Genomic DNA, 26,454 nt, shown 5'->3' with positions numbered 1-26,454 from the left:
TCACGTCTTAATCTAGTCATAAACCAAAATTATACTGATTCACATTTACAGGCCGCGTTAGATGGGCCTGGCAACATAATCGCTGCTAATTAACAGTGATACGGTATCCGATATTAAGCGTTATAGCTGATAAAGGGCATGATTTGAACGATTTTGTGGATTATAAAATGCGTGGTTCCAAATTTGGTTGTCGCAATTTTTTCACCCGTACTGCTCTCTGTTTTATCGGATTTATATTTTTTACCAGTTTTTATTCGCTCAATGGATGGGCTGCCGAGTCATTACCGCCAACCGTTGCTCAAAATTCCGCTGCACAGCTATGTCCGAGGCCACTACCCGGCAGCCCGGTACCGGAGCCTGAAGACTTGCGCAGTCAGAACGGCGTTTTGAAGCTTGATCTGACCATCCGTAATTACCACGAACCAGACGGATCGACGCGCTACTGTTATCAGCTTCCAGATGGTAGTCAATCGCCGACTTTGCGATTGCATCCCGGTGATCTGCTGATATTGCGGCTCAAGAATGATTTGGTTGAAGACAAAACTCAGAGCAAATCCGCGGCTAAGCCAAGCGCCATGGATTTGCTGATGCTGAGTAAATCGACTATGCACGGCATGAAGTTTGATAAGAAAGCCGACCCTTGTAACAGTGACATGATGTCTGCCACCTCGACCAATCTCCATTTCCACGGTTTGACAGTGCCGCCGTTGTGTCATCAGGATGACGTACTACACACCTCGATTCAACCCGGCGATGCTGCCTTTGAATATCGTTTCAACATCCCGCGCGATGAACCGCCGGGTTTGTATTGGTATCACCCGCATATTCATGGATTCAGCAGCAAGCAGGTGCAGGGCGGTGCTTCAGGCGCATTGATCATCGAAGGCATAGAACGTGCTATTCCGGCTGTGGCGGGATTGCCAGAACGTGTGTTGATCATTCGCGATCAGGATTTGCAGAATCCGGATGCAGCACCATCAAAGTCAGAGCCTGTCATCCCCAAAACGCTGCTTGATAATGACGGTGATGCGACGAATAACGGCACTGGTTTCGGTAAGCCGGCAAAAGATCTTAGCCTCAATTTTGTGCCGGTGCCATATCCGGATTACCCAACCGCCAGCATAAAAATGAAGCCAAATGAGCGCCAGCTGTGGCGCGTTCTTAACGCATCTTCGATCACCTATCTGAACCTCGCGGTGCTGTCCAATCGCAGAGCGCAACAACTCGGGGTTGTTGCGATAGATGGCGTTCCGCAAAAAAGCAATGCGGACTATCCGACGTCCGTTGAATGGGTGAATCACATCGGACTACCACCGGGTGCGCGGGTCGAATTCATCGTCAGCGGCCCGCCTGCCGGAGTGCCCGGCTTGCTCGTGACAAGGACAGTCGATACTGGGCCGGGCGGAGAAAATGTACCGAATCGTGCGCTCGCATCAATTACGACAGAGGCCGATGCGCCGGAACCGCAATCAATTCTGCCGATGTCGCATGTGCCATTGCCTGCGGCTACCGTTCCCTGGCTGGGAGACGTCACGCCTACACGCGTGCGGAAGTTTTTCTTTTCCGAAAAGCCGTCGAATCCAAACGATCCGAATAGTCCGACCGACTTTTATATTACCGAAGATGGTAAAACGCCGACCATGTTCGATCCGCATTCCGGCGTTCCCAATGTGGTGGTCAATCAAGGTGATGTGGAAGACTGGATCATTGAGAACAGAAGCAACGAACTGCACGCTTTCCATATTCATCAAATCCACTTCCTTGTGATGGATTGGGCAGGCATGTCAGTGGATGAGCCTTTCTTGCGCGATACGGTCAACGTCCCTTATTTCAAAGACAGTATGTTGAAATACCCCAGCGTGCGACTACGCATGGATTTCCGCGATCCGAACACGGTAGGCACTTTTGTCTATCACTGTCACCTGATGGAACATGAAGATGGAGGCATGATGGGTACGATTCGCGTTATTGCGCGAGATAAGCAGCCGCAAAAAAACCAGCCAGCATCTTGATGGGATTTGCGCAAATTATTTCAAATAAATGCAATGAAAATTCGCTTTCGCGCCTATGTGAGACGGAACCCGCAGAGATAGATTAGCAAGAAAAACACCTAACAAAACATGCTTTGTAAATTGAAAAAGCCATAACAAACTCAAATCAGGCGGTCACAAAAATTTCATCTAATTGTCATAGAACGTTCATTTAATTGCCATGTGGAAAGCGTACCTTCTTGGCTGTCATGTGACGATTAGGGAGTTAATTATGAATTTTAGATTAAAAGGCATGCGCGGCGTGGGCCTTGGTTTGAGTTCAATCGCGCTTTTCCAGTTGTCGTTGGGTGCTGCAATAGCACAAACTGTTCCGAATACTGCAAATACAGCGGCCTACAAAACTGAATCACCAATTAAGCATGTCATCGTTATCATCGGTGAAAATCACAGTTTCGATAATGTATTTGCCACGTATGAACCAAAACACGGTCATGGCATCTGGAATCTGCGCTCGATGGGGATTGTTAATGCAGATGGCACACCTGGACCGAATTTCTCTCTCGCGCAGCAGCAAGCCGCCAGCGATACGCAAACTAATGAATTTCTGTTAAATCCAGCGAAAACGACATTGCCTGGCAATGTGTTGCCAGCGCCGCTGACAGGTGGCCCGAAGACTTCCTATATTACGGGCAACAGCTTGGCGCTTGCACAGCAATCGGAAAATGGATTGCCGGATGAGTATTACCAATACCTGGTCGCCGGTGGAACCGGCCAGGCATCGCACGTACCCGATCAACGCATCACCAATGTCACTGCTTTGCCGCCAGGTCCGTTCCAGCTGACCAATGGCAGCACATTTGGCTATCACGATTATTCGGCAAGCCCGGTACATCGCTTCTATCAAATGTGGCAGCAACTTAACTGCGACGTAAAGCACGCAACACCAGCACGCCCATCCGGTTGTGATTCGTCGCTATTCTCATGGGTTGAAACCACCGTCGGTGCCGGCGCCAATGGTGATGCGGAGCCAGCAAACTTCAGCACTGAATATTCACCGACAGCGAAAACTACTGGTGAAGGTTCTACCGCACTTGGTTTTTACAACATGAAAACCGGTGACGTACCTTACTTCAAAGATCTGGCAGATCGTTACGCCATCAGCGACAACTTCCATCAATCCGTCAATGGCGGTACCGGTGCAAATCACATCATGCTTGGGCATGGCGACGCACTCTGGTTCAGTGATGGTGCTGGCAAACCATTGGCTCCTCCGCACAATACTTTGGTGGCCGCCGGTAGCAAAAATGCTGGCATCGTCGATGAAGTTGAAAATCCAAATGCTGCTGCCGGTACCAACAATTGGTATTCAGAAGACGGTTATGGCGGTGGTTCATACGGCTCTGCATCTTATGGTGGCGGTTCTTATAGCAATTGTGCCGATACTACCCAGCCCGGCGTTGCCCCTATCGCCAACTATCTGAAATCGTTGCCACATCCGATTCGTTCAAACTGCGAAGCTGGCCATTACTATTTATTGAATAACTACAATCCAGGTTATTTCGGTAACGGTAATAATGCTTACATCGATAACAGCCCTAACAACACGGTCTTCACCATTCCACCATCGTCGGTGCCAAGTATTGGTGACAGCATGATTGCTGCCAACGTCTCCTGGAAATACTACGGCGACCAATGGAACAATTATGTAAATGATCCTTACCAGTTGAACTATGGTGCACAAGGTGCGAACACAGACGAGTATTGCAACATCTGTAATCCGTTCCAATACGACACGTCCATCATGAGCAAACCTGCTGTAGTTGCTGCGCATATCCAGGACACCACCAATCTGTACGCAGACATCAAAGCAGGCACGTTGCCAGCAGTATCGTTCGTCAAACCAAGCGGTCTGGTCGATGGTCATCCATCTTCTTCCAAGCTTGACCTGTTCGAAGGTTTCTCCAAGAAGATCGTTGACGCTGTTAAAGCCAATCCAGAATTGTGGAAAGACACAGCCATCTTCATTACTTTCGACGAAGGTGGTGGTTATTACGATTCAGGCTATGTGCAACCAGTGGATTTCTTCGGCGACGGTACACGTATTCCGTTCATCGTGGTGTCACCGTTGGCCAAAAAAGGCCATGTCTCGCACGATTACACCGATCACGTTTCGATCCTGAAATTCATCGAACGTAATTGGAAGTTAAAACCAGTCAGCAATCGCAGCCGTGACAATTTACCTAATCCAATCGCGGAAAGAAGAAATGCCTACGTACCGGCAAATAGTCCGGCGATCGGCGATCTGTTTGATCTGTTCGATTTTGATCACTCGCGGAATCAATGGCAGTGATGAATCGGAATAGGGTTAATTGAAGTCCTGGAAATGATGAGGCCACATGCAAATGTGGCCTTTTTTTTTCTTGCGATGTCTTATTCGAGGTTAGCCGGGTTGCCCGCGCAGTTTCTTCAATGTGCGTTCGATAGCTGGGTTATCCGCGATCTCAGCGACGGAAATAAAGAACTCAACACCCTTGACGCTCTCTTTTGTAATCCGAAACCCGAGCCGTTTATGAAATGCCATCGACAGGATGTTTGTTTTGTAGACGTTGCTGCGAAGTTCCTCGATACCAAGGCGCTTCACCAACTCAAAAAATGCCTGAAACAATTCAAACATTACCGCAGGGTTGCGATGTAGTGGATGGGTGTTGAAGGCGAGAACAAACCAGCAAGTGCCAGTCGGCGACTCTGGACTCAACATCGCATAAGCCACCAATTCGCCATCACGACGCACAGCGCAAACCTGAGAAATCAGCAACGACTCACGTATGCGAGATGCGTGTAACTCGGGATCGAGTGTATCGCCGGCACGCTCGGTATGGGCGCGCAGGGTTAGCAGGTCTAGGGTGAGTAGTTCTTCCAGGGTGAGCATGATGCTGGCTAAACTGAGGGAATAATGACTAACCTAAGGCAATATCAGCTTTCCGAAGCGTTGCCTTTTCGAAAAAATACTTTGCATGTCCCAGTAAACCATCGCTGTCCTTAATGGTGTCCAATAGAATGTAAAAGGTGTCAGTATGAAAAATTCCCAATTTCGTAATTCTCCGGCTATTTAGTTTGAATACAACTGTGGGAACCTTGGTATGGGCTAGGCTTATGCTAGCAATTTCATTCCAATTAAATTCTAATTTTTCGTAAGTAATCGAATTTGGAGTAAGAACAACAGCCGGATATTTTGTAACCTGCCCAACCAACTGTATAACCATGGGAATGGTGAGCAATCCAGTCGCGATGAAAACAAGCGCGAACATGAGTAACCATAAATTTTCTTGAATAGCGCGCTGAAGCATTGCGTAAATCATGAAGGGTAAAGGAATGATGATTGCGCCAAACACAACTAGCGTTGAAAAAATGCCCCTGCGATTAAAAACGAATGTTATGCCTTGTGGCGAATCGATTTGGTTGCGTCGATGAAAGCTGGCTTCGTCAGATTTTCCTAAGCGATAAAGCACATAGGGTAGGCCCAGCATAACAAGTAGAATAAAAAAAATAGTACTGGGCATACTTTTAATCCTTTACAAGCACCTGATGATTAAAGCAACAACAACTCACCCGCCAGCCCGAGTAGATTGCAAATCAAACCCACCATCCCCACTCAGCCACGTGTCCTTATCCCGAATAATCGCCTGACAAGGAAGAGCCGCTGTCTGTACGCTAAAGCCAGGCAATTTACGTACTGCGGTTCCGATGGCGACCACCTCGATCAAGCCTGAACCGAGTTCGACGATATACGTTTTTGTGCCAACCACTTCTTCTGCGCCGACCGCTGTTGCTTCGGCATTCAAACGGTCGAATACGTTTTCGCGGGCGTCATAGATCAAGGTGGTTAAATCGCTGATCTCTCCTTTGACAAATCCTTTGAACATCGCTTTCACACCGCCGATTGCACCTAAGGAATAGACCGAAGTGGATATCAATAATTTGACCGGGGCGTAGCCTAAGCTGGTCATGGCCCATAGCTCTTCTCCGGTTAAATCGCTGGTCACTGGCGCTGTGTTAAATTCACCCGGCAGGCTAGGGTGGTAGGCGGCGGTGCCGGTCATGTACATCTCATGCATGCCATTCATTCGCATCACGTTGGTACGCACACCGACCACGGCGTTGGCACCAGCCGTTTTGGCTTGTTTAACCAGACGTTCCAGTGCGTGATGGCGGGTGGCATTGAAGATGTCGCTGAATTCTCTGATTTCGCCGCGTACCATGGTTTTTAACGTGCCAGCGATGCCGCCGATTACGCCAACCGAGTAGGCGATATTGCCAAAGGCAAAGTGAATCGGCTGGTAGCCGGCATCCATATGGCAATACAATTCCTGCGCATCGCCTGCGCTGGAAAACATTCTCGTGGCACTATTGCCAACCACTCCAGAGCCGACAAACAGAAATTCAGAATTGCCCGCCAGCCCACGCAATTCTGACGAGACACCAACTATCCCATGCACACCTTCGCTCACGGCTTCGTCGGCCATGCGATCAAATGCCGCTTGCCGTCCGTCATGGATCATCTCGGTTACTGCCGGAATTTCGCCACCCATGGCGCCACGGAAGGCTGAGCCCAGACTGCCAAGAAAACCCATCGACTGCACGCTGTTCCCCACCAAAATACCGCGGGCTTTGTAGCCCTTCAACTGCATGCAATAGATTTCATTTCCAGATAAGCCGGTGATTTTTGGTTGTGGCATGTTGGAACTCCTATGAGTATTAAGACGCTTAGTGAGTAAGTTTATGTGGGAAGTTGACAGTCACCGCAAATTGCGGCCCACGGTTTTTAACATGGAATGTGAAATTTCAAGGCGATAGCATACCCTTAGACTGGCATCTAAAAATTTCTTCAGTGAAATATTTTTGCTGGTCGATTTTAGCCAGAAGCAAGTACGATTTGATGGATGTTTGAACCGTAAATGAACTTCCATTCGCGCTTTAACAAAGCAAAGCAGTTCAGGAGTTCAAGGATAAAGGCAAGGGGAAACTGAGTGTCACCTTGAGTCCCGGGGTTTGATCTTTGCAGTCATGCACGGCGGAAAGTGTAATTTGCGCGCCATGTGCAGCAGCGATATCACGCGCTATCGACAATCCAAGTCCCGCGCCGCTGGGGTTTTGTTGTTGCGCTGACGGCGCACGATAGAAGGAGGAAAACACACGTTCACGGTCTTCTTCGGCGATGCCTATGCCGCTGTCTTCCACCTCCAGAACAGCTTGTTGTGTCACGCTATCAAGGCGCACACGCAAGGTAATTCTGCCGCCGGCCGGTGTGTAATGAATCGCGTTGTCGAGTAAATTGCTGATCAATTCGTGTAGTAATAATGCATTGCCGTTGATGATCAACTGGTCAGTCGCATCAAACGACAGATCGATCTGCTTTTTTACGGCGGCCGGTGCTTGTTCCAATCCGACCTGCCGCGTGACATCGGTGAGTGAGACCGGTTCGATGTCGCTCTCGGCCGCACCATGCTCGGCACGTGCCTGCATCAGCAGTCGATTTGCCAAATGGACGGTAGCATCGGTAGTGCCAGCTATGCTGACGACGATTTCGCGCAGGTTTTTCCAGGCATGTGCATCGTTTGGGTTGCGATCAAGTTCGCGCAAGGCCAGTTCTGCTTGCGTTTTGAGGACGGTGAGCGGGGTGCGCAGCTGATGTGAAGCGTCGGCGATAAAGCGGCGCTGGCCGGTGATCAGCGCCTGTAAGCGCCCCATATAACCGTTCATGGCGATTACCAGCGGCCGCACTTCCTTGTGGACTTGATTAACATCGAAATCGGCCAGATCGGTGGTTGCCCGCGCTTCCACCGCGGCTTTCAGCTGCATCAGCGGACGCAATACAAAACGTACTGCAAACCACACCAGCAACGCGGCCACCGTCACCAGCAGACCTTGTCGCCACAAGGTGCTGAACAGGATTTTCCGGGTAAGGTTGCTGCGTGCATCCATGGTTTCTGCGACTTGTATCAGCGCAATGCCGCGCATCGAATCGTCATACATAGGTTGATACAGGGCAGCGATGCGCACTGGCTGATTGTGATAAGTTGCGTGATAAAAGCGCACCAGTGCCGGATAAATTTCCGAGCGTGGCACGTCCGACGGTATTGCTGGCAGATCTTCATAGCCGGAAATAAATTCGCCGTGTGTGCCGGTCACCTTGTAATAGATGCGTCCGAGGGTATCGGTTTCGAAGCTGTCCAGCGCGACATACGGGACATCGGCAACGACCTTGCCATCGACTACCGATACCCGTTCTGCCAGCGCCCGGGTTGAGGCCAGCAGGGTGCGATCGTAAGCCAGGTCAGCCACATTCAATGCGTTGCGATAAACCGAAAATGCATCCAGCGCTACTACTAGCAACAAGGGAATCAGGAGCCAGCGCAATAACTGGCTGCGCAAGCTGCCTAAAGATTTGGCAGGTCCGGCCTTGACCGAATCGGTTGATACAGGCGCTGGTGTCATTTTTCTGCGACAACTTCCAGTAAATAACCGAGGCCGCGCAAGGTGGTAATGGCGACCGCTTCCGTGTCAGTGCGTTGCAATTTTTTGCGGAGACGATGGATATAGATTTCTATCGCATCGGGATTGGCATCGTCGACCAGTGAAAATACTTCGTCGAACAATTTTTCTTTGGATACCACGCGACCGGCTTTGCTGATTAACACCTCCAGCACCGCATGTTCGCGCGGTGTCAGTGCGAGCGTCACATTGCCATAGCTGAACATGCGCGACACCGTATCGAATTGCAAAGCGCCGCAACTGTAGATCGGCGCTTCACCGCCCTGTGCCCGTCGTAGCAAGGCTTTGACGCGTGCTTCCAGTTCAACCAGCTCGAACGGTTTGGCCAGATAATCGTCGGCACCAAGATTTAAGCCTTGCACCCGGTCTTGCAAACCGCCGCGCGCGGTCAGTATCAATACTGGTGTTTTGCTGCCGCGCGCGCGCAAACGCTTTAAGACTTCCAGTCCATCCATTTTTGGCAAACTCAAGTCCAGTATTACCAGAGCATATTGTTGGGTGTGCAACAAACTGTCCGCATCGGCACCGTTCATGGCGCATTCGACCGACCAATGTGCGTCTTGCAGCGCTTTGGTCAACCAGCGCGATAACTCAACATGGTCTTCAATCAGTAAAATCCGCATGGCTTTGAACAACTCTTGAACAATATTAATGACTAACATTCTGAAACGGGTCGTCAATACTCACACAGAAAACACCGATTGGCAAAATCTGATTGAAAGGAAACTGAAAGACTCCGGCAGTTATGATGTAAAAAAATGTATAAAACCCTGGTTGCATAATCGCAAAATATTGCGATGTGACAACAATAGAATGGGCAGGAGACAATGACTTCCACTATCAACTGGATTGCCGCACTCGGTGCGTGCGTCACGCTTAGCGCTTATGCAACGCCGGTGCAACCGGCTGCGCGATCGCATTCGACTGTGCCATCGATGGTGCAATCGCCGGTGCAATGTATAGCGCCAGCGAAGCCGGGCGGCGGCATGTCCGTGACTTGCAAGCTAATTCAAAAAGGCTTGCAATTGCAGGCGCACGCGACGGATAACCCTATCAAGATCAGTTACATGCCGGGTGGTGTTGGCGCAGTGGCCTGGAATTCTTTTACCACGCAGAAGCCGGCGGAGGCCAATACATTAGTTGTATTTTCTGGCGGTTCGCTGCTCAATTTGGCACAAGGAAAATACGGCGAAGCGGATGTTCGCAACGTGCGCTGGGTGGCGGCAGTAGGGATCGACTACGGCATGGTCGCGGTGCGTAGCGATTCGCCGTATAAAACCTTGCGCGATTTGCTGGATGCGCTCAAGAAAAATCCGAGTCAGATCACGATAGGCGCCTCCGGCACCGTCGGAAGTCAGGACTGGTTGAAAATCTCCATGCTGGCGACACAGCACCAGATTGATCCCAAGAATCTGCGCTTTGTCGCATTAGAAGGCGGCGGCGAGGAATTTACGGCTTTGCACGCCGGTCATATTCAAGTGGTTTCCGGCGATGCATCAGAAGCGTCTTTGCATGCGCAAGACGGTGAGATTCGCGTGCTGGCGGTATTTTCCGATCAACGCCTGCCGGGAGCGCTCGCTAATGTGCCGACAGCGCGGGAGCTGGGCATGCCAGTCAGTTGGTCGAGCATTCGTGGCGTCTATATGGGACCACAAGTCAGCGATGCCGACTATAAACGTTGGGTCGGTATTTTCGACAAAATGATGGCGACCCCTGAGTTCGATCGCATGCGCGCCAGCAGCGGTCTGTATCCCTTCGCGATGAGCGGCGAGCAACTAACCAGGTACGTAAAAAAATCCATTGACGACTATCGCAAAATATCGGACCAGCTTGGTTTGATCCGATAAATCCGGCCGCGACCATAGGTCCGGCATACCCATAAGTAATTCCAAATGACAGCCACAACCTGGCTGGCTTTGGCTCGCCCACGCTTTTTGAATACTTAATTTTGAAGGCGTTGAGCCGTTATACCTCGCTTATTACAGCGTATTTGCAAGCACCATAACCACTATAACTATCAGGAGACAATATCCATGTTAATCAAAAAAACAATGACCAGTACATTCGGCATTCTGGCCATGAGTTTGGCGCTGAACGCCTCGGCGCAAGCGCCAGCCGGCCTTCCCGCCAACTATCCTGCCGATTACGCCAAGATCGTTGACGGCGCCAAGAAGGAAGGCAAGCTGGTGATTTACAGCGCCACCGATTCCAAGGCGGTAGAGCCATTGATCAAGGATTTCGGCACGCTCTACCCGGGCGTGAAAATTGAATTCAATGACATGAATTCGACCGAGGTATACAACCGCTTCATTTCCGAAGCTGCTGCCGGCGGCACCACTGCCGACGTGTTGTGGTCCTCAGCGATGGATCTGCAATTCAAGCTGGTCAGCGAAGGTTATGCCGCAGCGTATAAATCTCCGGAAGCGGCTGCTATTCCGGCCTGGGCCAATTACAAGGACAGTGCTTACGGTACTACTTTCGAACCGCTAGCCATTGTTTACAACAAACGATTGGTCAGCGCTGACGAAGTGCCGGCCACGCATGCTGACCTGATGAAATTGCTGTCTACCAAGGCTGACAAATTCCGCAACAAAGTGACTACTTACGATATCGAAAAATCGGGTGTGGGATTTTCTTTTATCACCGAAGATGCGCAAGCTAATCCGCAATTCTGGGATCTGGCAAAGACCTTCGGCGACGTCGGCATTCGCGTGCAATCATCAACCGGCACCATGCTGGAGCGAATTTCTTCTGGTGAGAATCTGATCGGTTATAACGTGATCGGTTCCTATGCTCAGGCACGTGCGGCCAAGGATCCGTCGATCGGTGTTGCGTTCACCAAGGATTACAACCTGGTGCTGTCGCGCGTGGCGTTCATCAACAAATCTGCCAAGAATGTGAATGCGGCCAAGTTGTGGGTCGATTACCTGCTGTCCAAGCGCGGTCAGACCATCATCTCGAATGAATCTCAGTTGTATTCCTTGCGGGGGGATGTCAGCGGCCACAACACGCTGGGTGCTCTGACGACGCAATTGGGCAGCGCACTCAAACCGATTCCGATTACGCCGGCTTTGTTGCAATACCTGGATCAGACCAAACGCCTGGCGTTCCTGAAACAGTGGAAAGCCACGGCAGGTAAGAAATAAGGCAGCGGCCTCATTCCCGCACGGGCGGGAATTTATTTTTGTTTATTTGATTTACTAACCTGGATTCCCGCGTGCGCGGGAATGGCGGATTTTTACGACGCAGATTTTTCTGCAGGGTGCAACTATGACTTCTATTTCTCCTCCCCATCCGCTGGCCAGCCGTTCCCGGCTGGCGCGCCTTAATTGGCCGCGTGGACTGGTGGTTACATTGGCGGCGATCGCCATTTTTTTGCCGCTGATACTGATTTTTTATCAAAGCTTTTTGTCCGCGCCATTTTTTGCGCCGGTCAAAACTCTGAGTCTGGAACCGTATCGTTTCATCTTCGATGATCCTGAGTTCCGCGAAGCTTTCATTAACGGTTTGCTGCTGGCCAGCGGTCTGGCATTGATCGCAGTGCCGCTGGGCGGCATGCTGGCATTTCTGATGGTGCGTACCGATCTTCCCGGTCGCAACTGGATCGCACCGCTGCTGCTGGTGCCAATTTTCGTATCGCCGATGGTGATCGGCTTCGGCTATGTAGTGGCAATGGGACCAGTCGGTTTCTATACGGTGTGGATGCAAGATTTGCTACGTCTGGTCGGCATCGAAGCGATGCCGTGGAACGTGTATGCCTTCCCCAGCATTGTCATCATCGCCGGTCTGACCCACGTGCCGCACGTTTACCTGTACGCCTCCGCTGCGCTGAAGAGTCTGGGTGCTGACGTCGAAGAAGCGGCACGTGTCGCCGGTGCCTCACCTTTGCAAGTGGCGTTGAATGTTTCACTACCGATGATCTTGCCGGCGCTGTCGTATGCCGGCGTGCTGGTGTTCTTCCTTGGCTTTGAGGTGTTCGGTCTGGTGCTGGTATTGGGCGATCCGGAAGGTCATCTGGTATTGCCGACTTATCTGTACAAGCTGACCAATAAGCTCGGTACACCTTCGTATCACTTGATGGCGGCGGTTGCCGTGTGTCTGGTGGCGGTGACTCTGCCGCTGGTGATGATTCAGCGCTGGCTGCTGCGTTCGGCCAACAAGTATGTCTCGATCAAGGGCAAGGGTGCGCGCCAGAAGGCGCTGCCGTTGGGCAAATGGAAATGGCTGGCGTTCGGCCTGATCGCCGCCTGGCTGATTTTTACGATCGTGATTCCGTTGTCCGGCATTGCTTTACGGGCGTTTGTCTCGCACTGGGGTTATGGCGTGTCACTGATGGATACTTTCACTTTGCAGCATTTCCGCGATATTTGGGATCAGCCGCCGCTGATGCGTGGCATCGTCAACACTATCCTGATCGGCGTCATCGGTGGCGCGATTGCGGTGGCTTGCTATTGCTGTATCGCGCTGGCCATGCATCGCAAATCGGATGGCATCACGCGCTTTCTCGACTACAGCGTACTGATCCCGCGCGCCGTGCCAGGTTTGCTGGCGGGCTTATCGTTTCTGTGGGTGTTCCTGTTCGTGCCGGCGTTCCTCGATAACCTGCTGAAGGGTTATGACAACGTCGTAGCGCAATGGCTGGTAGAAAACTTCATTCCACAATTGCGTGAACTGCGCTCCACCATTTTCTCGGTGTGGCTGGCGTATTCAGTGGTGTGGCTGGCGTACGGTTTGCGTCTGATCACCACGGCGTTGTTGCAGGTTGGCCCGGAACTGGAAGAAGCGGCGCGTGCAGTCGGTGCTCGCCGTTCACAGGTGACACGCGATGTCACCTTGCCGTTGGTGCGTTACGGCGTACTTGGCGCGTGGTTGATGGTGTTCCTGATTTTCGAACGCGAATATTCGACTGGCGTGTATCTGCTGTCGCCTGGTACTGAAGTTATCGGTGCGCTGATCGTTTCGTTGTGGGCTTCCGGTTCGGTCGATCTGGTTGCCACACTCTCCTTTATCAACATCACGCTGGTGGCAATTGGTCTCGGCGTTGCGCTGCGCTTCGGCGTCAAGTTGCACGACTAAGTAATCCGCGTAACTGTTTAGACGACGCCACCTCCGCCTAGTCCAAATAGATACGCAGAATTACTTCAGTTACAACATTAATCAGGAAATCATCATGAGTGAATTAAGCGTTAATAACTTGCATCTCGATTACGGCAGCGGCGCCAGCGCCAATCCGATTCTTAAAGGTGTGTCGATGGAATTGCAGCGCGGCGAAGTGGTTGCTTTGCTGGGCCCGTCCGGCAGTGGTAAAACCACTTTGCTGCGTGCAGTAGCCGGTCTGGAATCGCCGAAGTCCGGCAATATTCAGATTGGTGAGCGCGTCATGTTCGACGACCAACGCAAACTGGAAATTCCAGCGGAAGAACGCAATCTGGGTCTGGTGTTTCAATCCTACGCGCTGTGGCCGCACAAGACTGTATTCGACAATGTCGCTTACGGTTTGAAGTTGCGCAAAATGAACGGCAGCGACATTGCCGAGCGCGTCAAAACGGTGTTGAGTCAGCTCGGCCTGGGTCATCTGGGCGACCGCTTCCCGCATCAATTATCTGGCGGTCAGCAGCAACGCGTCGCCATTGCCCGTGCGCTGGTATACAACCCGCCGGTAATTTTGCTGGACGAACCGCTATCCAATCTGGACGCCAAGCTACGCGAAGAAGCACGTGCTTTTCTGCGTGAGCTGATCGTGCGGTTGGGTCTGTCGGCGTTGATGGTGACGCACGATCAGGCCGAGGCAATGGCAATTTCCGACCGCATTCTGTTGCTCAACAACGGCAAGATCGAACAGCAGGGCACGCCGCAACGCATGTATGAAACGCCAGACACGCTGTTTACCGCAGAGTTCATGGGCAGCAACAATCGCCTCCGCGCCAAGGTGCTGCAGCGCGATGGTGAGCACGCCTTATTGCAGGTCGAGGGTGGCAATGTGAAGGCGACATTGCGCGGTCAGGCTATCCAAAGCGACGCCAAGGACGCGGTCGCGATTATTCGCGTCGAGCAGATCAACATCTCGGATACACCGGTGGAAAACGCCATCAAGCTGCCGCTGTCAACCTGCATGTATCTAGGAGATCGCTGGGAATGCGTGTTTCACAACGCCGCCGCGAGCGGCACAGATAGCACCGTCTTGCGCGCTTACGCAAGGCAACGGCTGGCACCCGGTGAGTATTGGCTGCAATTGCCGCAAGCCTCGCTATGGGCGTTCTAGTCAGACATTCAAAAGAACTGAAAAAAGGGGGGGAGAGTTATACCGATGTTCGAAAACAGCCTTTGTGCAGCTTGAGTAACACCGCACAGTCAACACAAAAATATTACATAACGGAGGATTCACAATGAAAAGAAAACACCTGGCGACGGCAATCATCGCTGCATTCGGTATGCTGACAACGGCTGCTTACGCCCAAACCAGCATCACCATTTACGGTCTTGTTGATATCGGGATCGAGTATGTCAACAATGCCAATCCGCATAAGGACAGCCTGGTTCGCATGAGTTCCGGAGCGATGAATACCTCACGTCTCGGTTTTCGCGGTACAGAGGATCTGGGCGGCGGCCTGAAGGCTGTATTTCAATTGGAAAGCGGCTTCAGGGCAGATACCGGAAAATTCGATAGCGAAGGGCTGCTGTTCGGACGTCAAGCCAATGTCGGTCTGGAAGGCAGCTTCGGTCGCATCGTTGCCGGTCGCTCGTATTCCACCACCTATGATTTCATCTTGCCGTTCGACCCTATGGGTTATTCAGGACAGTACTCATGGGTGACGTCGGCCGGTGCTACGGGCGGTCGTAAAGATGGCATGTTGACCAATCTGCCGAGCATGATCAAGTACCAAGGCAAGTTCGGCGATTTCAAGCTGGGCGCGACTTATGGTTTTGGCCAAACTGCCGGTAGCGCCAGCGACAATGCGCGATATGCACTTGGCGTAGGTTATGAAACTGGCCCATTCCGCGTTGCCGCAACCTTTGATCGAGTAAACGGTACGGCTGCCATCGTCAACGGTGACTATGACAAAGCTACCAGCATCCATGTGGCAGGTGACTATAAACTGAGCAACGATCTGTCTTTCGATCTGGGCTATCGCAACTACAAGAAAACGCTGGCCTCACATGCGCCTGATCTGCGCAGCGATTTTTTCTGGGGCGGTGGCACTTACAAGGTGACGCCGGTAGTGACGCTGATCGGTGCTATCTACTATCAGAACATCAAGGACGTCGCCAGTGGCAAAGATGCGGATCCGATCATGTATTCGGTACGTGGCAAGTATGCATTGTCAAAACGCACGGACCTGTATGTGAGCGCGGCTTATGCCAAGGCAAAGAACCAACAGCCGGTCGGTTTGTCGCGTGACGATCTTGCATTTGGTAGTAGTCAGACTGGTGTTATTAGCGGGATCCAGCATCGCTTCTAAAATCAGATAAGGGAAAGCGGCGCACTGTGTTTGACACGCAAGGCATGAGATATTTCTCATGCCTTGCGTGTTTTTGCTATGCATTCTGTCATGCCATGCACGGCTTGTTCTCCAACGCGGAATACCGGATGTTTTTCGGCACCAATGTGCCAGCCAAAGATACCGGATATGGGTGAATATCTACCGTGGCTGAATACGTGAAAACGGCGAACCCAATTATTTGGCGGGAGATTCCGGCAAAAAAGCATCAACAATTAATGAGGGATCAAGCGCACGTATCCTCTGGTCGAAAAAATAACCCCCGACTTCGTTATAGCGCAGGTAGCAACGCCCACACTCAATGCATTCCGAAACAATGCAACGATTATAGGGAAAGTAACGTGGAGCAATCGGCGCTTCGAGAGACGCATAATGGGTACCATTTGGATGGTATTCCTTTACTGTCGGCTCCACTTCATTCTCATCGATAAGCGTACCGATTTGGCGCAGTTGCGTTTCGGGCATCGATATCGGCATACTCTCCCAGCCGACTAACGACGTTTTGTTGCATGAGCATGCTTGTCTGATCATGGCTGATCGCAAGGCAAGTTCTTTCAGGGAAAAAAGATCAAGTCGAGATAACATATTCATTCAAATTATTTATGGTGAAGAGTAAATTGTTAGCGTGAGAAAAGCGCTGATATGCACTGATATGCGCTGTTATGGTATCTCATTTCAATTTTCCAGCGTTGTTGATGGTGCCCGGCTTATCGCGTGATGATCTTGCTTATGGCGATAGTCAGATCGGTGTCGTCGACCGGATTCAACAGCGCTTCCAAAATCGGGTAAGGCCGGACGGATATTTCACTGTCCTGCCTTACATGCTTTTCATCAAAACATCGCATCTTTCCTCACGGCATTGAATGCTGGCGTAAAATGCTCCGACAAAAATCAACAACCGGTACAGGAGATGCAATGCAAGTTTCACCACGACGTATTTCAATAGTTGGATTGATGTTCACCGCAGCAGCAGGATTGATGGGCTGCGATATGCCGGTCAAGACATCGCAAGTTACACCTGCACCCACCGCAGTACCCGCCTTGACACTCGCTGCCAGCTCGCCCTTTGCGCAGGTCAGCACTTTGCCTTTCCATCTGCCGCCGTTCGATAAGATTAAAGATAAGGACTTTAAACCGGCGTTTGAAGCTGGCATGGCGCAGCAGCGTCAGGAGGTCAGTGCGATCGCGACCAATCCCGCGGCACCGACGTTTGATAACACGATCGTTGCGCTGGAACGCTCCGGTCAGATGCTGACGCGGGTTAAAGACGTCTTTTTTAATCTCATCGGCGCTAACACCAGCCCGATTCTGGATCAGACGCAGGAAGAGATGGCGCCGAAACTGGCAGCGCATGAGGATGCGATCTCTCTTGATCCGCAGCTATTCGCCCGCATCGAGCAGCTGTATCAACAGCGCGCCGCTCTGGGGCTAGATCCTGAATCGCTGCGCTTGCTGGAACGTTATCGCACCGACTTCGTCCGAGCCGGTGCGCGCTTGTCTGCGGCTGACAAAGATCAGCTGCGTCAAATGAATCAACAGATTTCATCACTCACCACGCAATTTCAGCAAACTTTGCTGAAACAGAATACTGAAGGTGCGGTGGTAGTCGATCGTTTGCATGATCTGGATGGCTTGTCGTCGGAACGTATTGCCGCTGCGGCGCAGGCAGCCAGCAAACGCAATCTCGACGGTAAATGGCTGATCGCATTGCAAAACACGACCGACCAGGCGATATTGGTGCAACTCAAAAATCGCCAGCTGCGCGAACGCATTTATAAGGCATCGATTAACCGTGGCGATGGCGGTAACGCCGATAATGTCGCCAACGTCGCTCAGATCGTCAAATTGCGCGCCCAGCGCGCTGCGTTGTTAGGCTATGCAAGCCATGCCGCGTATGTCTTGGAAGATGAGACTGCCGGTACGCCAGCTGCGGTCAACCAGATGTTGGCGCAATTGGCACCGGCGGCTGCCGCCAATGCCCGCAAGGAAGCTGCAGCGATGCAGCAGTTGATCAACCGTCAGGCCAAAGCAAGCCACACCAAACCGTTCAAATTACAGCCGTGGGATTGGGCGTTCTATGCGGAGCAAGTGCGTAAGGCGCGTTACAACTTCGACGAATCCCAAATCAAGCCTTACTTTGAATTGAACCATGTGCTGCAAGACGGCGTGTTCTATGCCGCGCATCAACTGTATGGCATCAGCTTCAAAGAACGTTTCGACTTGCCGGTGTATCAGCAAGATGTGCGTGTGTTTGAAGTATTCGACAAAGATGGCTCACCATTGGCTTTATTCCTGTTCGATCCATTTGCACGCGAAAATAAGCAGGGTGGTGCATGGATGAATACCTATGTTGAGCAATCGCACCTGTTCGGCACCAAAGCAGTGGTATCCAACAATATCAATATCGTCAAACCGCCAGCGGGCAAACCGGTATTGCTGACTTTCGAAGAAGTCACCACCATGTTCCACGAGTTCGGTCACGCTATGCACGGCATGTTCTCCAACGTGGAATACCCGATGTTCTCCGGTACAAATGTGCCGCCTGATTTCGTCGAATACCCATCACAATTCAACGAAATGTGGGCGCACAATCCGCAGGTTCTGGCCAACTATGCCAAACATTATCAAACCGGCGCAGCAATGCCGCAGGCACTGGTCGACAAGCTGCTGGCAGCACAAAAATTCAATGCTGGATTTGATACCTCGGAATATCTGGCAGCAGCAATGCTTGATCAGGCATGGCATCAGATCCCTGCTGGCAAAACTCCCGCCGCCAAAGACGTGATGGCATTTGAAGCACGGGCATTGCAGTCGGCAACAAGCGGCGAAGGTTATGTAGTGCCACCGCGTTATCACACCGCTTACTTCCAGCATGTATTCGCCAGTGGCTACTCAGCCGGTTATTACGCTTACATCTGGAGCGACGTGTTAGCCAAAGACACCGAACATTGGATGAACACTCACGGCGGTTTAAAGCGCGAAAACGGCGACTTGTTGCGCGCTAAAGTGCTGTCACACGGCTATAGCGCTGATCCGAGTGGATTGTTCAAGGACTTCTACGGACGTGGACCGGATGTTGGGCCTTTGTTAGAGGCACGAGGATTGGCGGGGGCTGCTGAGTAATTTGATGAATCTTAATCGTCAATAATATTGATTCGGAGCGGCTGTTTCAGGTGGCTGCTCCGAGTCAATTTTCTATATTCCTTTAGGCGTCGGCGTTTTATCAGAGTACATTTCTCAATCAAGTCGCAGGCCGCCGCACAAACATCAGTAGCAAACCGAACCCTATCATCAACGTCCCGCTGATCCGATTGACCCATCGAAATCCTTGTGCGTCACTTGCCATTGTCCCGAGCCGTGTACCTATCATTCCGTAGATGGTAATGGCGACCATTTCAAGCAACAAAAACGTCGCACCGAGCACGACGAAGCTGGCGGTATAAGCTGAGCTATCGACAAATTGCGGGAAAAAAGCGGTGAAAACCAAAATTGCTTTCGGATTTCCCGCGGCGACCAGAAACTCTTGCTTTGCAAGGCGACGTAGCTTGCCCGAAGCGGCGGAGTTTTCGCCAGGATCGTCGTTAACCGAGGGCGACAGCAGAGCCGGACCGGAGCGAAATAATTTGATGCCGATCCACACGAGGTAGGCTGCCCCGCCAAATTTCAACACCGTGAAGAGCGTTTGTGATGCGAGCAGAAGCGCGCCAAGACCAAAGCCGGCGATCGCGATCATGAGTGCGAAAGCCAGCAGCCGCCCACCTGCAGCAAAGACGGAATAGCGCAAACCGTAACGCGCGCCGTTGGAAAGTGATAACACGTTATTCGGACCGAGTGCCATGTTGACTGCGAAGCAGGCTGGAAGGAAAAGCCAATAATGTTGAAACGACATGACGTATCCCCTTTTTTTTAGATGCATGAAATGACTAGGCTATCAGATTCGACCCGCTGTCATAAGTCTGGACATACTTATCAAAAAATTCTGAGACAGCCGATATGACTATAATTGCATCTTTATTTCTTCAGCCCACCAAATAACCGGACCTTTTCGCTTTGACTGTAAAAAAACGCCATGTCTTTTATATAAGCGGCTTTGATCCCAGAGGAGCGGCATTTTACCGCCTGCTGTATCAGAGAGAGGCCGCGAAACAATGTGCCGTTGGCGGACTTAATGCGCAGGTCGGCCCACGGCGGCGCTCATCAGACATCTCCAGCAGTTGGCAGATCCAATCCGGCGTTGGTGATCAACGCACCGCAATCCATTATGAGTTCTTGCATTGGGACGATATTGTTCGCGCACATTGGGTTCGCGATGAAATACAGGTGCTGGCAGCTTATTTACGCGCGTTTTGGATTTATCTGTCCAGCGGCGCGTTGTCACGTGTTCTGAAAGCTTCCTGGCCGCCATTTGTCACGGCCTTGTTTCCGTTGGCAATATTATTGACTGTGTTGGGTCTCGCATCGGGTGCTGCGGTCGGAGCATATCAACTGATCGCGCTTGCTGAAATGCCATGGTGGGTGGGCGCAATTGCCGGTTTGGGAGCCTTCGGGCTGTTGATTCAGGGCGGACGCTTGCTTGAGCGGCGCATGAACAGCTATTGGTTATTGCGAATTTACGCGTTTTCGGCGCAACAGGGGTTGGGCAATTTGCCGGATCTGGATGCGCGGCTCAATGAAATGGCTAGGCATATCGTGGCTAAAGCCAGCAATTCCGATGCGGACGAAATTCTGATTGTCGGGCACAGTACAGGAACGATCATGGCGACCATCGTTCTGGCGCGCGCGTTAGCGATAGATCCTGAGCTTCTGCAGCAGCAACGCTCCCGCATCAGCCTGCTGACATTGGGTCAATGCATACCGATTGTCAGCCTGTTGCCACAAGCGCAGCAGTTCCGTGATGCTTTGTCTACGCTGGCGCAGGCAGAAAAATTGGACTGGATAGATTTTACGGCTCCTACCGATGGTGCCTGTTTCGCGCTGGTTGATCCCATCGCCGTATCTGGTATTTCGCAGGTTAACCCGGATGAGCCCAAGCCTAAATTGTTGTCTCCGCGTTTTGCCAGATTGTTTGCGCCAGCAACGTATGCAAAAATCCGTCGCAATTGGTATCGGACGCACTTTCAGTATGTCATGGCGAGCGAGAAGGCTGGCGAGTACGACTACTTTGCCATCACCGCTGGCCATCTCACGCTGGCAGAACGCCATCAATCCCTGCCATCAGTTCAACACTATAAGCGACCGAAAGTATTTTCATGAGCCGACACTGTCCGGTTTATCCCCAGCCCAAAAAAAACAAAGCATCCGTGTTATGGACGTTTTTCGGCAAGCGTCGCTCTTGGCTCGATGGATTGTATGAGCGTAGTTATCGCATGAAAATGGGCGAGGTGCATTTGCCCGGCCTGGATCTATACATGGTCAATGAGCCCAAACTGGTGCGTCAGGTGCTGGTCGAAGATGCGAATGTTTTTCCCAAGCATGACTTGCTGGGAAAGGCGCTCGAACCGCTATTGGGTGAAAGCATTTTTACTACCAATGGCGAACAATGGGAGCGTCAGCGCGGCATGATGGATCAGTCGTTTGCCCAGACGCGTCTGAAGCTGGTTTTCCCGCTGATGAATGCCGCCGCAAACGCCATGGTGGAACGCATGGACGCGCTGCCGGATGGCGTGACCACCAACGTCGATCTGGAAATGACGCACGTCACTGCCGATATCATCTTCCGTACCATCCTCTCGATTCCTCTGGAAGGAGACGACGCGCGCACCATCTTTCACGCCTTCGAACGTTTCCAGGAAATGGCGCCGCGGCTTCTGATGCCGATCATCTTTCGCTTCCCCAACTGGCTTGCTCCCTGGTTCACCATCTACAAAAGCAAGCGCGCCGCAAAAGAGATTCGCAGTGTGTTGGAGCGTTTCATTCGCACCCGTTTCGATGCCTATCATCAGGGCAATCCCGGCGCGTATGACGATATTCTTTCCTCGTTATTAGAGGCAGTTGACCCTGCTACCGGAAAAGGTTTCAGTTTTGATGAGCTGGTTGATCAGGTCGCGATGTTGTTTCTGGCAGGCCATGAAACCTCGGCCAGTGCGCTGTCCTGGTCGCTGTATTTGATGGCTATGGATACCGATATTCAGGAGCGCATGCACAACGAGGCAGTTGTCGTCATGGGGAGTGAGCCGCCAGAATATGCAGACATTAAAAGCATGGAGCTGATTCGCAACGTATTCCGCGAAACCTTGCGCCTGTATCCGCCAGTCGGTTTCATCGCACGGCAAGTGGCCGAAACTCAGCAGATGCGCGACAAAACCGTACACGCAAATGCCTCGATTATTATTGCTCCGTGGTTGATACACCGACACCGCGACTTATGGGAGCGACCGGATGAGTTTGATCCTGATCGCTATGCTAGCGAAAGCGCCAAAGATTCCCTGAAGTGTGCCTACTTGCCATTCGGTTTGGGCCCCAGAGTATGCATGGGTGCGTCATTCGCCTTGCAGGAAGCCAGCCTCATTCTTGGCACGTTAGCCAGACGCTACCGTTTTGAATCTGTGGTTGGTAACATGCCCAAACCGGTAGGCCGACTCACTATCCGCTCAGAAAACGGCATCAGTTTGGCCGTATTTAAACGCACAACAATAGAACCATTAAGAGAGCAGCTGTGAAAGAAAGAATCGCTGGTTTTTTATTGATGACAATAATCGTCCCGCTGGCACTGCTGGGTTATCTGATCATCGTTTTTGTCGGTTTTGCAGGAAACCCCGCACGCGGCCGCGCAGGTGTGCGGGCGCTCGACCATTTCGTCAATGCCACCGTATTCAATGGCTACGCATGGGAATCCATCTCGTCGCATGCGTGGCGGATGCGCCACCGACGTTGGGCAAAAGCCGTCATCTGGCTTACCAACCACTTCCAGGCAGATCATTGCTATCGTGCCAATAAGCGCGAGCAACCGCTGGTGGATTTCATTCTTAACAAAGGATTGGAGAAGCGCACTATTCGTTAAGTGCGGTTTGGAAGTTTGAAAGTCAAAGCTGAGATCAACATCGCCGATTAATCAGCATTCCCTTCACGACTATGAAAAAGTGTATGCATATATTTCTATGCAGGAAGCTTTGCGTCCAAATACATCGATATTTCTCAAACTGAGACATACGGTCAAGTCCACCCAAAAAACGCATATAAACTTGTTTGCATATAACTGCAAAAAAACAAAGAAAGTTTCCTGCAGAAAACTAATTTCTACGATGGATTACGCCGGATTTTTTTTGGGAATTTGTTTTATAGGAAATAACGAAGCGCTGAAATTTGTCAATTTTCGACGCTACTCTAAGGCGTTGAATGCACTTTTTAACTTGCTTTAAGAAAATTCTTAATTATTGCTTTATGGGGGATATTGTCAAGAAACATTTTATTTGTGCAAAGATTTCTTGATGGCAAGAATAACATCTTTTAAAAAAGGCCCGTGATAATATTTTCCGCCAATATCACGTGCCATTTGAGCGCGTTAAGCGTGTAAACGATACTTTTACAAAAAACGCAGTCTTAAGACTGCGTTTTTTCTTAGGTCGAATTAAGCAGTATTTAAGGCAGTGATTCGCTGAGAAACTGATGCAATCGTGGCTGCCAAGCTCGAGTTGATGAATTCATTGTCGTAGCTTGCCAGCATGACAATAGCGTCGACGGATAGTTAAATATATAAAAAATGTGAGTGAGATATATATCCATGCGTTTGGTTCCGACAATTTTATGTGGTGGTGCAGGTTCACGTCTCTGGCCTGTTTCCCGTGAGCTTCATCCTAAGCCATTCATTCGCCTGGCAGATGGGCAAAGCCTGTTGCAAAAAGCTTTCCTGCGAGGCGCGACATTACCCGGCGTGAAGGAAGTTCTGACGGTCACCAATCGCGAACTCTTCTTTAAGACCGAAGATGAATTCAGGGAAGTCAACAAGGCTCAGTTGCCGACATCATTCATTCTGGAACCCTTTGGGCGCAATACTTCAGCTGCCATAGCGGCTGCTGCACTTCATGTAGTCAAGGCGCATGGCGAAGAGGCGATCATGCTCGTGTTGGCCGCAGACCACCTGATTGAACACCAGGAGTCATTCGCCAACGCCGTGATCGATGCAGCAGAACTAGCGCAACAAGGCAAAATTGTGACGTTCGGCATCCAGCCGGATGTGCCTGAAACCGGCTATGGTTACATCGAATCCGAAGGCAACAAAGTGCTGCGTTTTGTAGAAAAGCCTTCTCTCGAAAAAGCTCAGGAATATCTCGAGTCCGGTCGCTTCTTATGGAATTCGGGGATGTTCTGTTTCAAGGCCGGCACCATGTTGCAGGCAATGGAGCAGCACTGCCCGGAAATTCTTGCCGCAACCAAAGCATGTATTGAGCAATCTCGCAGAGCGGAAGGCAAAGGCTTCGCAGAACTTGAACTCGATGCAGCCAGCTTCGCGCAAGTTCCGGATAGCTCCATTGATTACAGCGTCATGGAACAATCAAGCCTGATAGCAGTGGTGCCTTGCAATATTGGTTGGAGCGATATCGGCTCCTGGAGCGCACTTGGTGATCTGTCGGCTGCTGACGATAACGGCAATCGGATTGATGGCAGCGCGTTATTGCATGATGTCAGCAACTGCTATATCCAAAGTAATAAGCGTGTCGTTGGTGCGGTCGGTATCGACAATCTGATTATCGTTGATACACCCGATGCCTTGCTGGTGGCCGATAAATCCCGCGCGCAGGACGTTAAGCATCTCTATGCAGAACTGAAAGCGCAAGGGCACGACGCCCACAAACATCACCTGACCGTACATCGTCCATGGGGCACTTATACAGTGCTCGAGGAAGACCCTGGCTTCAAGATCAAGCGTATTGAAGTCAAACCGGGCGCGTCCTTATCTCTGCAAATGCACCATCATCGTAGCGAACACTGGATCGTCGTCAGCGGTATGGCCAGAGTCGTTAATGGCGACAATGAGCTGTTCGTCAGAACCAACGAATCTACTTACATTCCCGCAGGCCATAAACATCGCCTGGAAAACCCCGGCATGCTCAATCTGGTCATGATTGAAGTGCAAAGCGGTGAATATCTTGGTGAAGACGATATCGTGCGCTTCCAAGACACTTATGGACGTGTCTGAAGAAATTCAGTCAAGGGTAAGTGAAGTCGAACAACTGTTTTTGTAAGCCGTAGAGATTGCATTCACCTGCATTCAAAACAAGATCAACAATAAACCGCATCAGCAGGAAATCCCGTGGAAATGCAATCTGCCTCAGAATTACAATCGCCATCCAAAACATGGCCTCAAGCCTTGAAAGAACGCTTGGTTCGCGTCAATCGCTTATTTCTTGTGACGGTAGCGATTCCCACTATTGTGGCGACCGTCTACTTTGGGTTGATCGCTTCCGATGTCTATATTTCGGAATCTCGCTTTGTGGTGCGCAGTCCTCAGCCCCAATCGGCCACTGGCCTGGGCGCACTACTTCAAGGTGCGGGATTCTCCCGCGCGCAGGATGATACCTACAGCGTGCAAGACTTCATGCTCTCTCGGGACGCGCTGCAACAACTAAATGCGAAGCTGGCTCTCGACAAAGCATTCGGCCATCACGATGTTGATTTATTCAGCCGTTTTGCTGGGCTGGGCTGGGACAATAGCTTTGAAGCTCTATACCGTTATTACCAAAAGCAAGTCGTGATTGACTTGGACTCAGCATCTTCCATTTCATCGCTAAAAGTGAGTGCCTTCACGGCTGACGATGCCTATCGTATCAACGCAGCGTTGCTGGAGATGGGCGAGCGCCTTGTCAACCAGCTAAACGAACGTGGACGACAGGACATGATTCGTTTTGCAACATCTGAGGTGGAAGTTGCGGAGAAAAAAGCTAAAGATGCGGGTTTGGCATTGTCAGATTATCGCAACCAAAAAGCGATATTTGATCCTGAGCGTCAATCAGCACTCCAGTTGCAACTGATCTCCAAGCTTCAAGATGAACTCATCGCCACCAAAACACAGCTAGACCAAGTGCGCACCTTCACCCCTGATAATCCGCAGATTCCGGCCTTGCAAAAACGTGCGACAACATTGCAATCTGAGATGGACACGCAAATGGCCAAAGTGGCTGGCGGCGGGACATCGTTGACCAGTCAGACCACACAATATGAGCGCCTGTCTTTGGAACGCGCGTTCGCCGATAAACAATTGGGAGCCGCACTAGCATCGTTGGAACAAGCCCGCAACGATGCCCAGCGCAAACAACTCTATCTGGAGCGGATTGTTCAGCCCAATAAACCAGATGTAGCAATAGAGCCGCGGCGGATACGCAACATACTGACTACGTTCCTACTCGGCATGATCGCTTGGGGTGTGCTCGGCATGCTTCTGGCTAGCGTGCGCGAGCATCAGGACTAGCCTAAAT

At 51.2% G+C, this 26,454-nt stretch carries 21 protein-coding genes; 14 read left to right on the top strand and 7 right to left on the bottom strand.

Features of this window, described 5'->3' with window-relative positions:
• Positions 1-167: 167 nt before the first annotated feature.
• Both GEV47_RS09060 and GEV47_RS09055 read left to right on the top strand, forming a co-directional pair.
• Positions 168-2,012 carry a multicopper oxidase family protein gene (locus GEV47_RS09060; RefSeq protein WP_153234439.1) on the top strand — a complete coding sequence of 615 codons (1,845 nt, stop codon included), beginning with the start codon at positions 168-170 and terminating at the stop codon, positions 2,010-2,012.
• Between the two features lie 250 nt (positions 2,013-2,262).
• Positions 2,263-4,341 carry an alkaline phosphatase family protein gene (locus GEV47_RS09055; RefSeq protein ID WP_153234438.1) on the top strand — a complete coding sequence of 693 codons (2,079 nt, stop codon included), beginning with the start codon at positions 2,263-2,265 and terminating at the stop codon, positions 4,339-4,341.
• Positions 4,342-4,431: 90 nt separating this feature from the next.
• Here GEV47_RS09055 and GEV47_RS09050 read toward each other — a convergent pair whose 3' ends face one another.
• From GEV47_RS09050 to GEV47_RS09030, 5 genes are all read right to left on the bottom strand, one after another.
• Positions 4,432-4,920: a GNAT family N-acetyltransferase gene (locus GEV47_RS09050; RefSeq protein ID WP_153234437.1), complete on the bottom strand. Its 489-nt coding sequence runs from the start codon at positions 4,918-4,920 to the stop codon at positions 4,432-4,434.
• 28 nt (positions 4,921-4,948) lie between these two features.
• Positions 4,949-5,551: a hypothetical protein gene (locus GEV47_RS09045; RefSeq protein WP_153234436.1), complete on the bottom strand. Its 603-nt coding sequence runs from the start codon at positions 5,549-5,551 to the stop codon at positions 4,949-4,951.
• A 45-nt stretch (positions 5,552-5,596) separates the two neighbouring features.
• Positions 5,597-6,727 carry a heavy metal-binding domain-containing protein gene (locus tag GEV47_RS09040; RefSeq protein WP_153234435.1) on the bottom strand — a complete coding sequence of 377 codons (1,131 nt, stop codon included), beginning with the start codon at positions 6,725-6,727 and terminating at the stop codon, positions 5,597-5,599.
• A 256-nt stretch (positions 6,728-6,983) separates the two neighbouring features.
• Entirely contained in the window at positions 6,984-8,486 is a 1,503-nt protein-coding gene (locus GEV47_RS09035) for a sensor histidine kinase (RefSeq protein WP_153234434.1), read from the bottom strand.
• Positions 8,483-9,166 carry a response regulator gene (locus GEV47_RS09030; RefSeq protein ID WP_153234738.1) on the bottom strand — a complete coding sequence of 228 codons (684 nt, stop codon included), beginning with the start codon at positions 9,164-9,166 and terminating at the stop codon, positions 8,483-8,485. The genes GEV47_RS09035 and GEV47_RS09030 overlap by 4 nt, the downstream gene beginning before the upstream one ends.
• A gap of 204 nt (positions 9,167-9,370) precedes the next feature.
• On the opposite strand from GEV47_RS09030, the gene GEV47_RS09025 reads away from it, so the two are divergent.
• The 5 genes from GEV47_RS09025 (at position 9,371) to GEV47_RS09005 (ending at position 16,003) form a co-directional block, all read left to right on the top strand.
• Positions 9,371-10,390 carry a Bug family tripartite tricarboxylate transporter substrate binding protein gene (locus GEV47_RS09025; protein ID WP_153234433.1) on the top strand — a complete coding sequence of 340 codons (1,020 nt, stop codon included), beginning with the start codon at positions 9,371-9,373 and terminating at the stop codon, positions 10,388-10,390.
• Between the two features lie 186 nt (positions 10,391-10,576).
• Positions 10,577-11,689 carry an ABC transporter substrate-binding protein gene (locus tag GEV47_RS09020; protein ID WP_153234432.1) on the top strand — a complete coding sequence of 371 codons (1,113 nt, stop codon included), beginning with the start codon at positions 10,577-10,579 and terminating at the stop codon, positions 11,687-11,689.
• A gap of 124 nt (positions 11,690-11,813) precedes the next feature.
• Positions 11,814-13,619, top strand: a complete 1,806-nt coding sequence (locus GEV47_RS09015; RefSeq protein ID WP_153234431.1) for an ABC transporter permease — start codon at positions 11,814-11,816, stop codon at positions 13,617-13,619.
• 94 nt (positions 13,620-13,713) lie between these two features.
• Positions 13,714-14,805, top strand: a complete 1,092-nt coding sequence (locus GEV47_RS09010; protein ID WP_153234430.1) for an ABC transporter ATP-binding protein — start codon at positions 13,714-13,716, stop codon at positions 14,803-14,805.
• Positions 14,806-14,929: 124 nt separating this feature from the next.
• Positions 14,930-16,003, top strand: a complete 1,074-nt coding sequence (locus tag GEV47_RS09005; protein ID WP_153234429.1) for a porin — start codon at positions 14,930-14,932, stop codon at positions 16,001-16,003.
• 216 nt (positions 16,004-16,219) lie between these two features.
• On the opposite strand, the gene GEV47_RS09000 is transcribed toward GEV47_RS09005, so the two are convergent.
• Positions 16,220-16,633 (bottom strand): hypothetical protein, encoded by a 414-nt coding sequence (locus GEV47_RS09000; RefSeq protein WP_153234428.1) that lies wholly within the window; start codon positions 16,631-16,633, stop codon positions 16,220-16,222.
• Between the two features lie 71 nt (positions 16,634-16,704).
• Here GEV47_RS09000 and GEV47_RS08995 point away from each other — a divergent pair, with 71 nt between their 5' ends.
• Positions 16,705-16,905, top strand: a complete 201-nt coding sequence (locus GEV47_RS08995; RefSeq protein WP_153234427.1) for a hypothetical protein — start codon at positions 16,705-16,707, stop codon at positions 16,903-16,905.
• Positions 16,906-16,957: 52 nt separating this feature from the next.
• Positions 16,958-19,165 (top strand): M3 family metallopeptidase, encoded by a 2,208-nt coding sequence (locus GEV47_RS08990; RefSeq protein ID WP_194270621.1) that lies wholly within the window; start codon positions 16,958-16,960, stop codon positions 19,163-19,165.
• 118 nt (positions 19,166-19,283) lie between these two features.
• On the opposite strand, the gene GEV47_RS08985 is transcribed toward GEV47_RS08990, so the two are convergent.
• Positions 19,284-19,931, bottom strand: coding sequence for a LysE family translocator (locus GEV47_RS08985; RefSeq protein ID WP_153234425.1), 648 nt, complete (start codon positions 19,929-19,931; stop codon positions 19,284-19,286).
• Between the two features lie 161 nt (positions 19,932-20,092).
• Here GEV47_RS08985 and GEV47_RS08980 point away from each other — a divergent pair, with 161 nt between their 5' ends.
• The 5 genes from GEV47_RS08980 (at position 20,093) to GEV47_RS08960 (ending at position 26,447) form a co-directional block, all read left to right on the top strand.
• The gene (locus GEV47_RS08980) at positions 20,093-21,295 is read left to right on the top strand and encodes a hypothetical protein (protein WP_153234424.1); all 1,203 of its coding nucleotides are present in this window, start codon (positions 20,093-20,095) and stop codon (positions 21,293-21,295) included.
• The gene (locus tag GEV47_RS08975; protein ID WP_153234423.1) at positions 21,292-22,701 is read left to right on the top strand and encodes a cytochrome P450; all 1,410 of its coding nucleotides are present in this window, start codon (positions 21,292-21,294) and stop codon (positions 22,699-22,701) included. Before GEV47_RS08980 ends, GEV47_RS08975 begins: the two co-directional genes overlap by 4 nt.
• Positions 22,698-23,042, top strand: a complete 345-nt coding sequence (locus GEV47_RS08970) for a hypothetical protein (protein ID WP_322741600.1) — start codon at positions 22,698-22,700, stop codon at positions 23,040-23,042. The genes GEV47_RS08975 and GEV47_RS08970 overlap by 4 nt, the downstream gene beginning before the upstream one ends.
• Positions 23,043-23,762: 720 nt before the next feature.
• Positions 23,763-25,178, top strand: a complete 1,416-nt coding sequence (locus GEV47_RS08965; protein ID WP_153234422.1) for a mannose-1-phosphate guanylyltransferase/mannose-6-phosphate isomerase — start codon at positions 23,763-23,765, stop codon at positions 25,176-25,178.
• Between the two features lie 120 nt (positions 25,179-25,298).
• Positions 25,299-26,447, top strand: coding sequence for a hypothetical protein (locus GEV47_RS08960; RefSeq protein WP_153234421.1), 1,149 nt, complete (start codon positions 25,299-25,301; stop codon positions 26,445-26,447).
• The last annotated feature ends 7 nt before the right edge of the window (positions 26,448-26,454 follow it).

Origin of the sequence: Glaciimonas soli (assembly GCF_009497155.1) — a bacterium.
GTDB lineage: Bacteria > Pseudomonadota > Gammaproteobacteria > Burkholderiales > Burkholderiaceae_D > Glaciimonas > Glaciimonas soli.
Note: the sequence above shows the minus strand (reverse complement) of the source record. Positions and strands in the feature narration are given on the sequence as shown.

Bases quoted from the DNA above. Each gene is read 5' to 3' on its own strand.
- GEV47_RS09020 (WP_153234432.1), top strand. From the start codon at position 10,577: ATGTTAATCAAAAAAACAATGACCAGTACATTCGGCATTCTGGCCATG.
- GEV47_RS09010 (WP_153234430.1), top strand. From the start codon at position 13,714: ATGAGTGAATTAAGCGTTAATAACTTGCATCTCGATTACGGCAGCGGC.
- GEV47_RS09055 (WP_153234438.1), top strand. From the start codon at position 2,263: ATGAATTTTAGATTAAAAGGCATGCGCGGCGTGGGCCTTGGTTTGAGT.
- GEV47_RS09000 (WP_153234428.1), bottom strand. From the start codon at position 16,633: ATGAATATGTTATCTCGACTTGATCTTTTTTCCCTGAAAGAACTTGCC.
- GEV47_RS09030 (WP_153234738.1), bottom strand. From the start codon at position 9,166: ATGCGGATTTTACTGATTGAAGACCATGTTGAGTTATCGCGCTGGTTG.
- GEV47_RS08985 (WP_153234425.1), bottom strand. From the start codon at position 19,931: ATGTCGTTTCAACATTATTGGCTTTTCCTTCCAGCCTGCTTCGCAGTC.
- GEV47_RS08990 (WP_194270621.1), top strand. From the start codon at position 16,958: ATGCAAGTTTCACCACGACGTATTTCAATAGTTGGATTGATGTTCACC.
- GEV47_RS08960 (WP_153234421.1), top strand. From the start codon at position 25,299: ATGCAATCTGCCTCAGAATTACAATCGCCATCCAAAACATGGCCTCAA.
- GEV47_RS09045 (WP_153234436.1), bottom strand. From the start codon at position 5,551: ATGCCCAGTACTATTTTTTTTATTCTACTTGTTATGCTGGGCCTACCC.
- GEV47_RS08995 (WP_153234427.1), top strand. From the start codon at position 16,705: ATGGTATCTCATTTCAATTTTCCAGCGTTGTTGATGGTGCCCGGCTTA.
- GEV47_RS09025 (WP_153234433.1), top strand. From the start codon at position 9,371: ATGACTTCCACTATCAACTGGATTGCCGCACTCGGTGCGTGCGTCACG.
- GEV47_RS08965 (WP_153234422.1), top strand. From the start codon at position 23,763: ATGCGTTTGGTTCCGACAATTTTATGTGGTGGTGCAGGTTCACGTCTC.
- GEV47_RS09035 (WP_153234434.1), bottom strand. From the start codon at position 8,486: ATGACACCAGCGCCTGTATCAACCGATTCGGTCAAGGCCGGACCTGCC.
- GEV47_RS09060 (WP_153234439.1), top strand. From the start codon at position 168: ATGCGTGGTTCCAAATTTGGTTGTCGCAATTTTTTCACCCGTACTGCT.
- GEV47_RS08975 (WP_153234423.1), top strand. From the start codon at position 21,292: ATGAGCCGACACTGTCCGGTTTATCCCCAGCCCAAAAAAAACAAAGCA.
- GEV47_RS09005 (WP_153234429.1), top strand. From the start codon at position 14,930: ATGAAAAGAAAACACCTGGCGACGGCAATCATCGCTGCATTCGGTATG.
- GEV47_RS09050 (WP_153234437.1), bottom strand. From the start codon at position 4,920: ATGCTCACCCTGGAAGAACTACTCACCCTAGACCTGCTAACCCTGCGC.
- GEV47_RS09040 (WP_153234435.1), bottom strand. From the start codon at position 6,727: ATGCCACAACCAAAAATCACCGGCTTATCTGGAAATGAAATCTATTGC.
- GEV47_RS09015 (WP_153234431.1), top strand. From the start codon at position 11,814: ATGACTTCTATTTCTCCTCCCCATCCGCTGGCCAGCCGTTCCCGGCTG.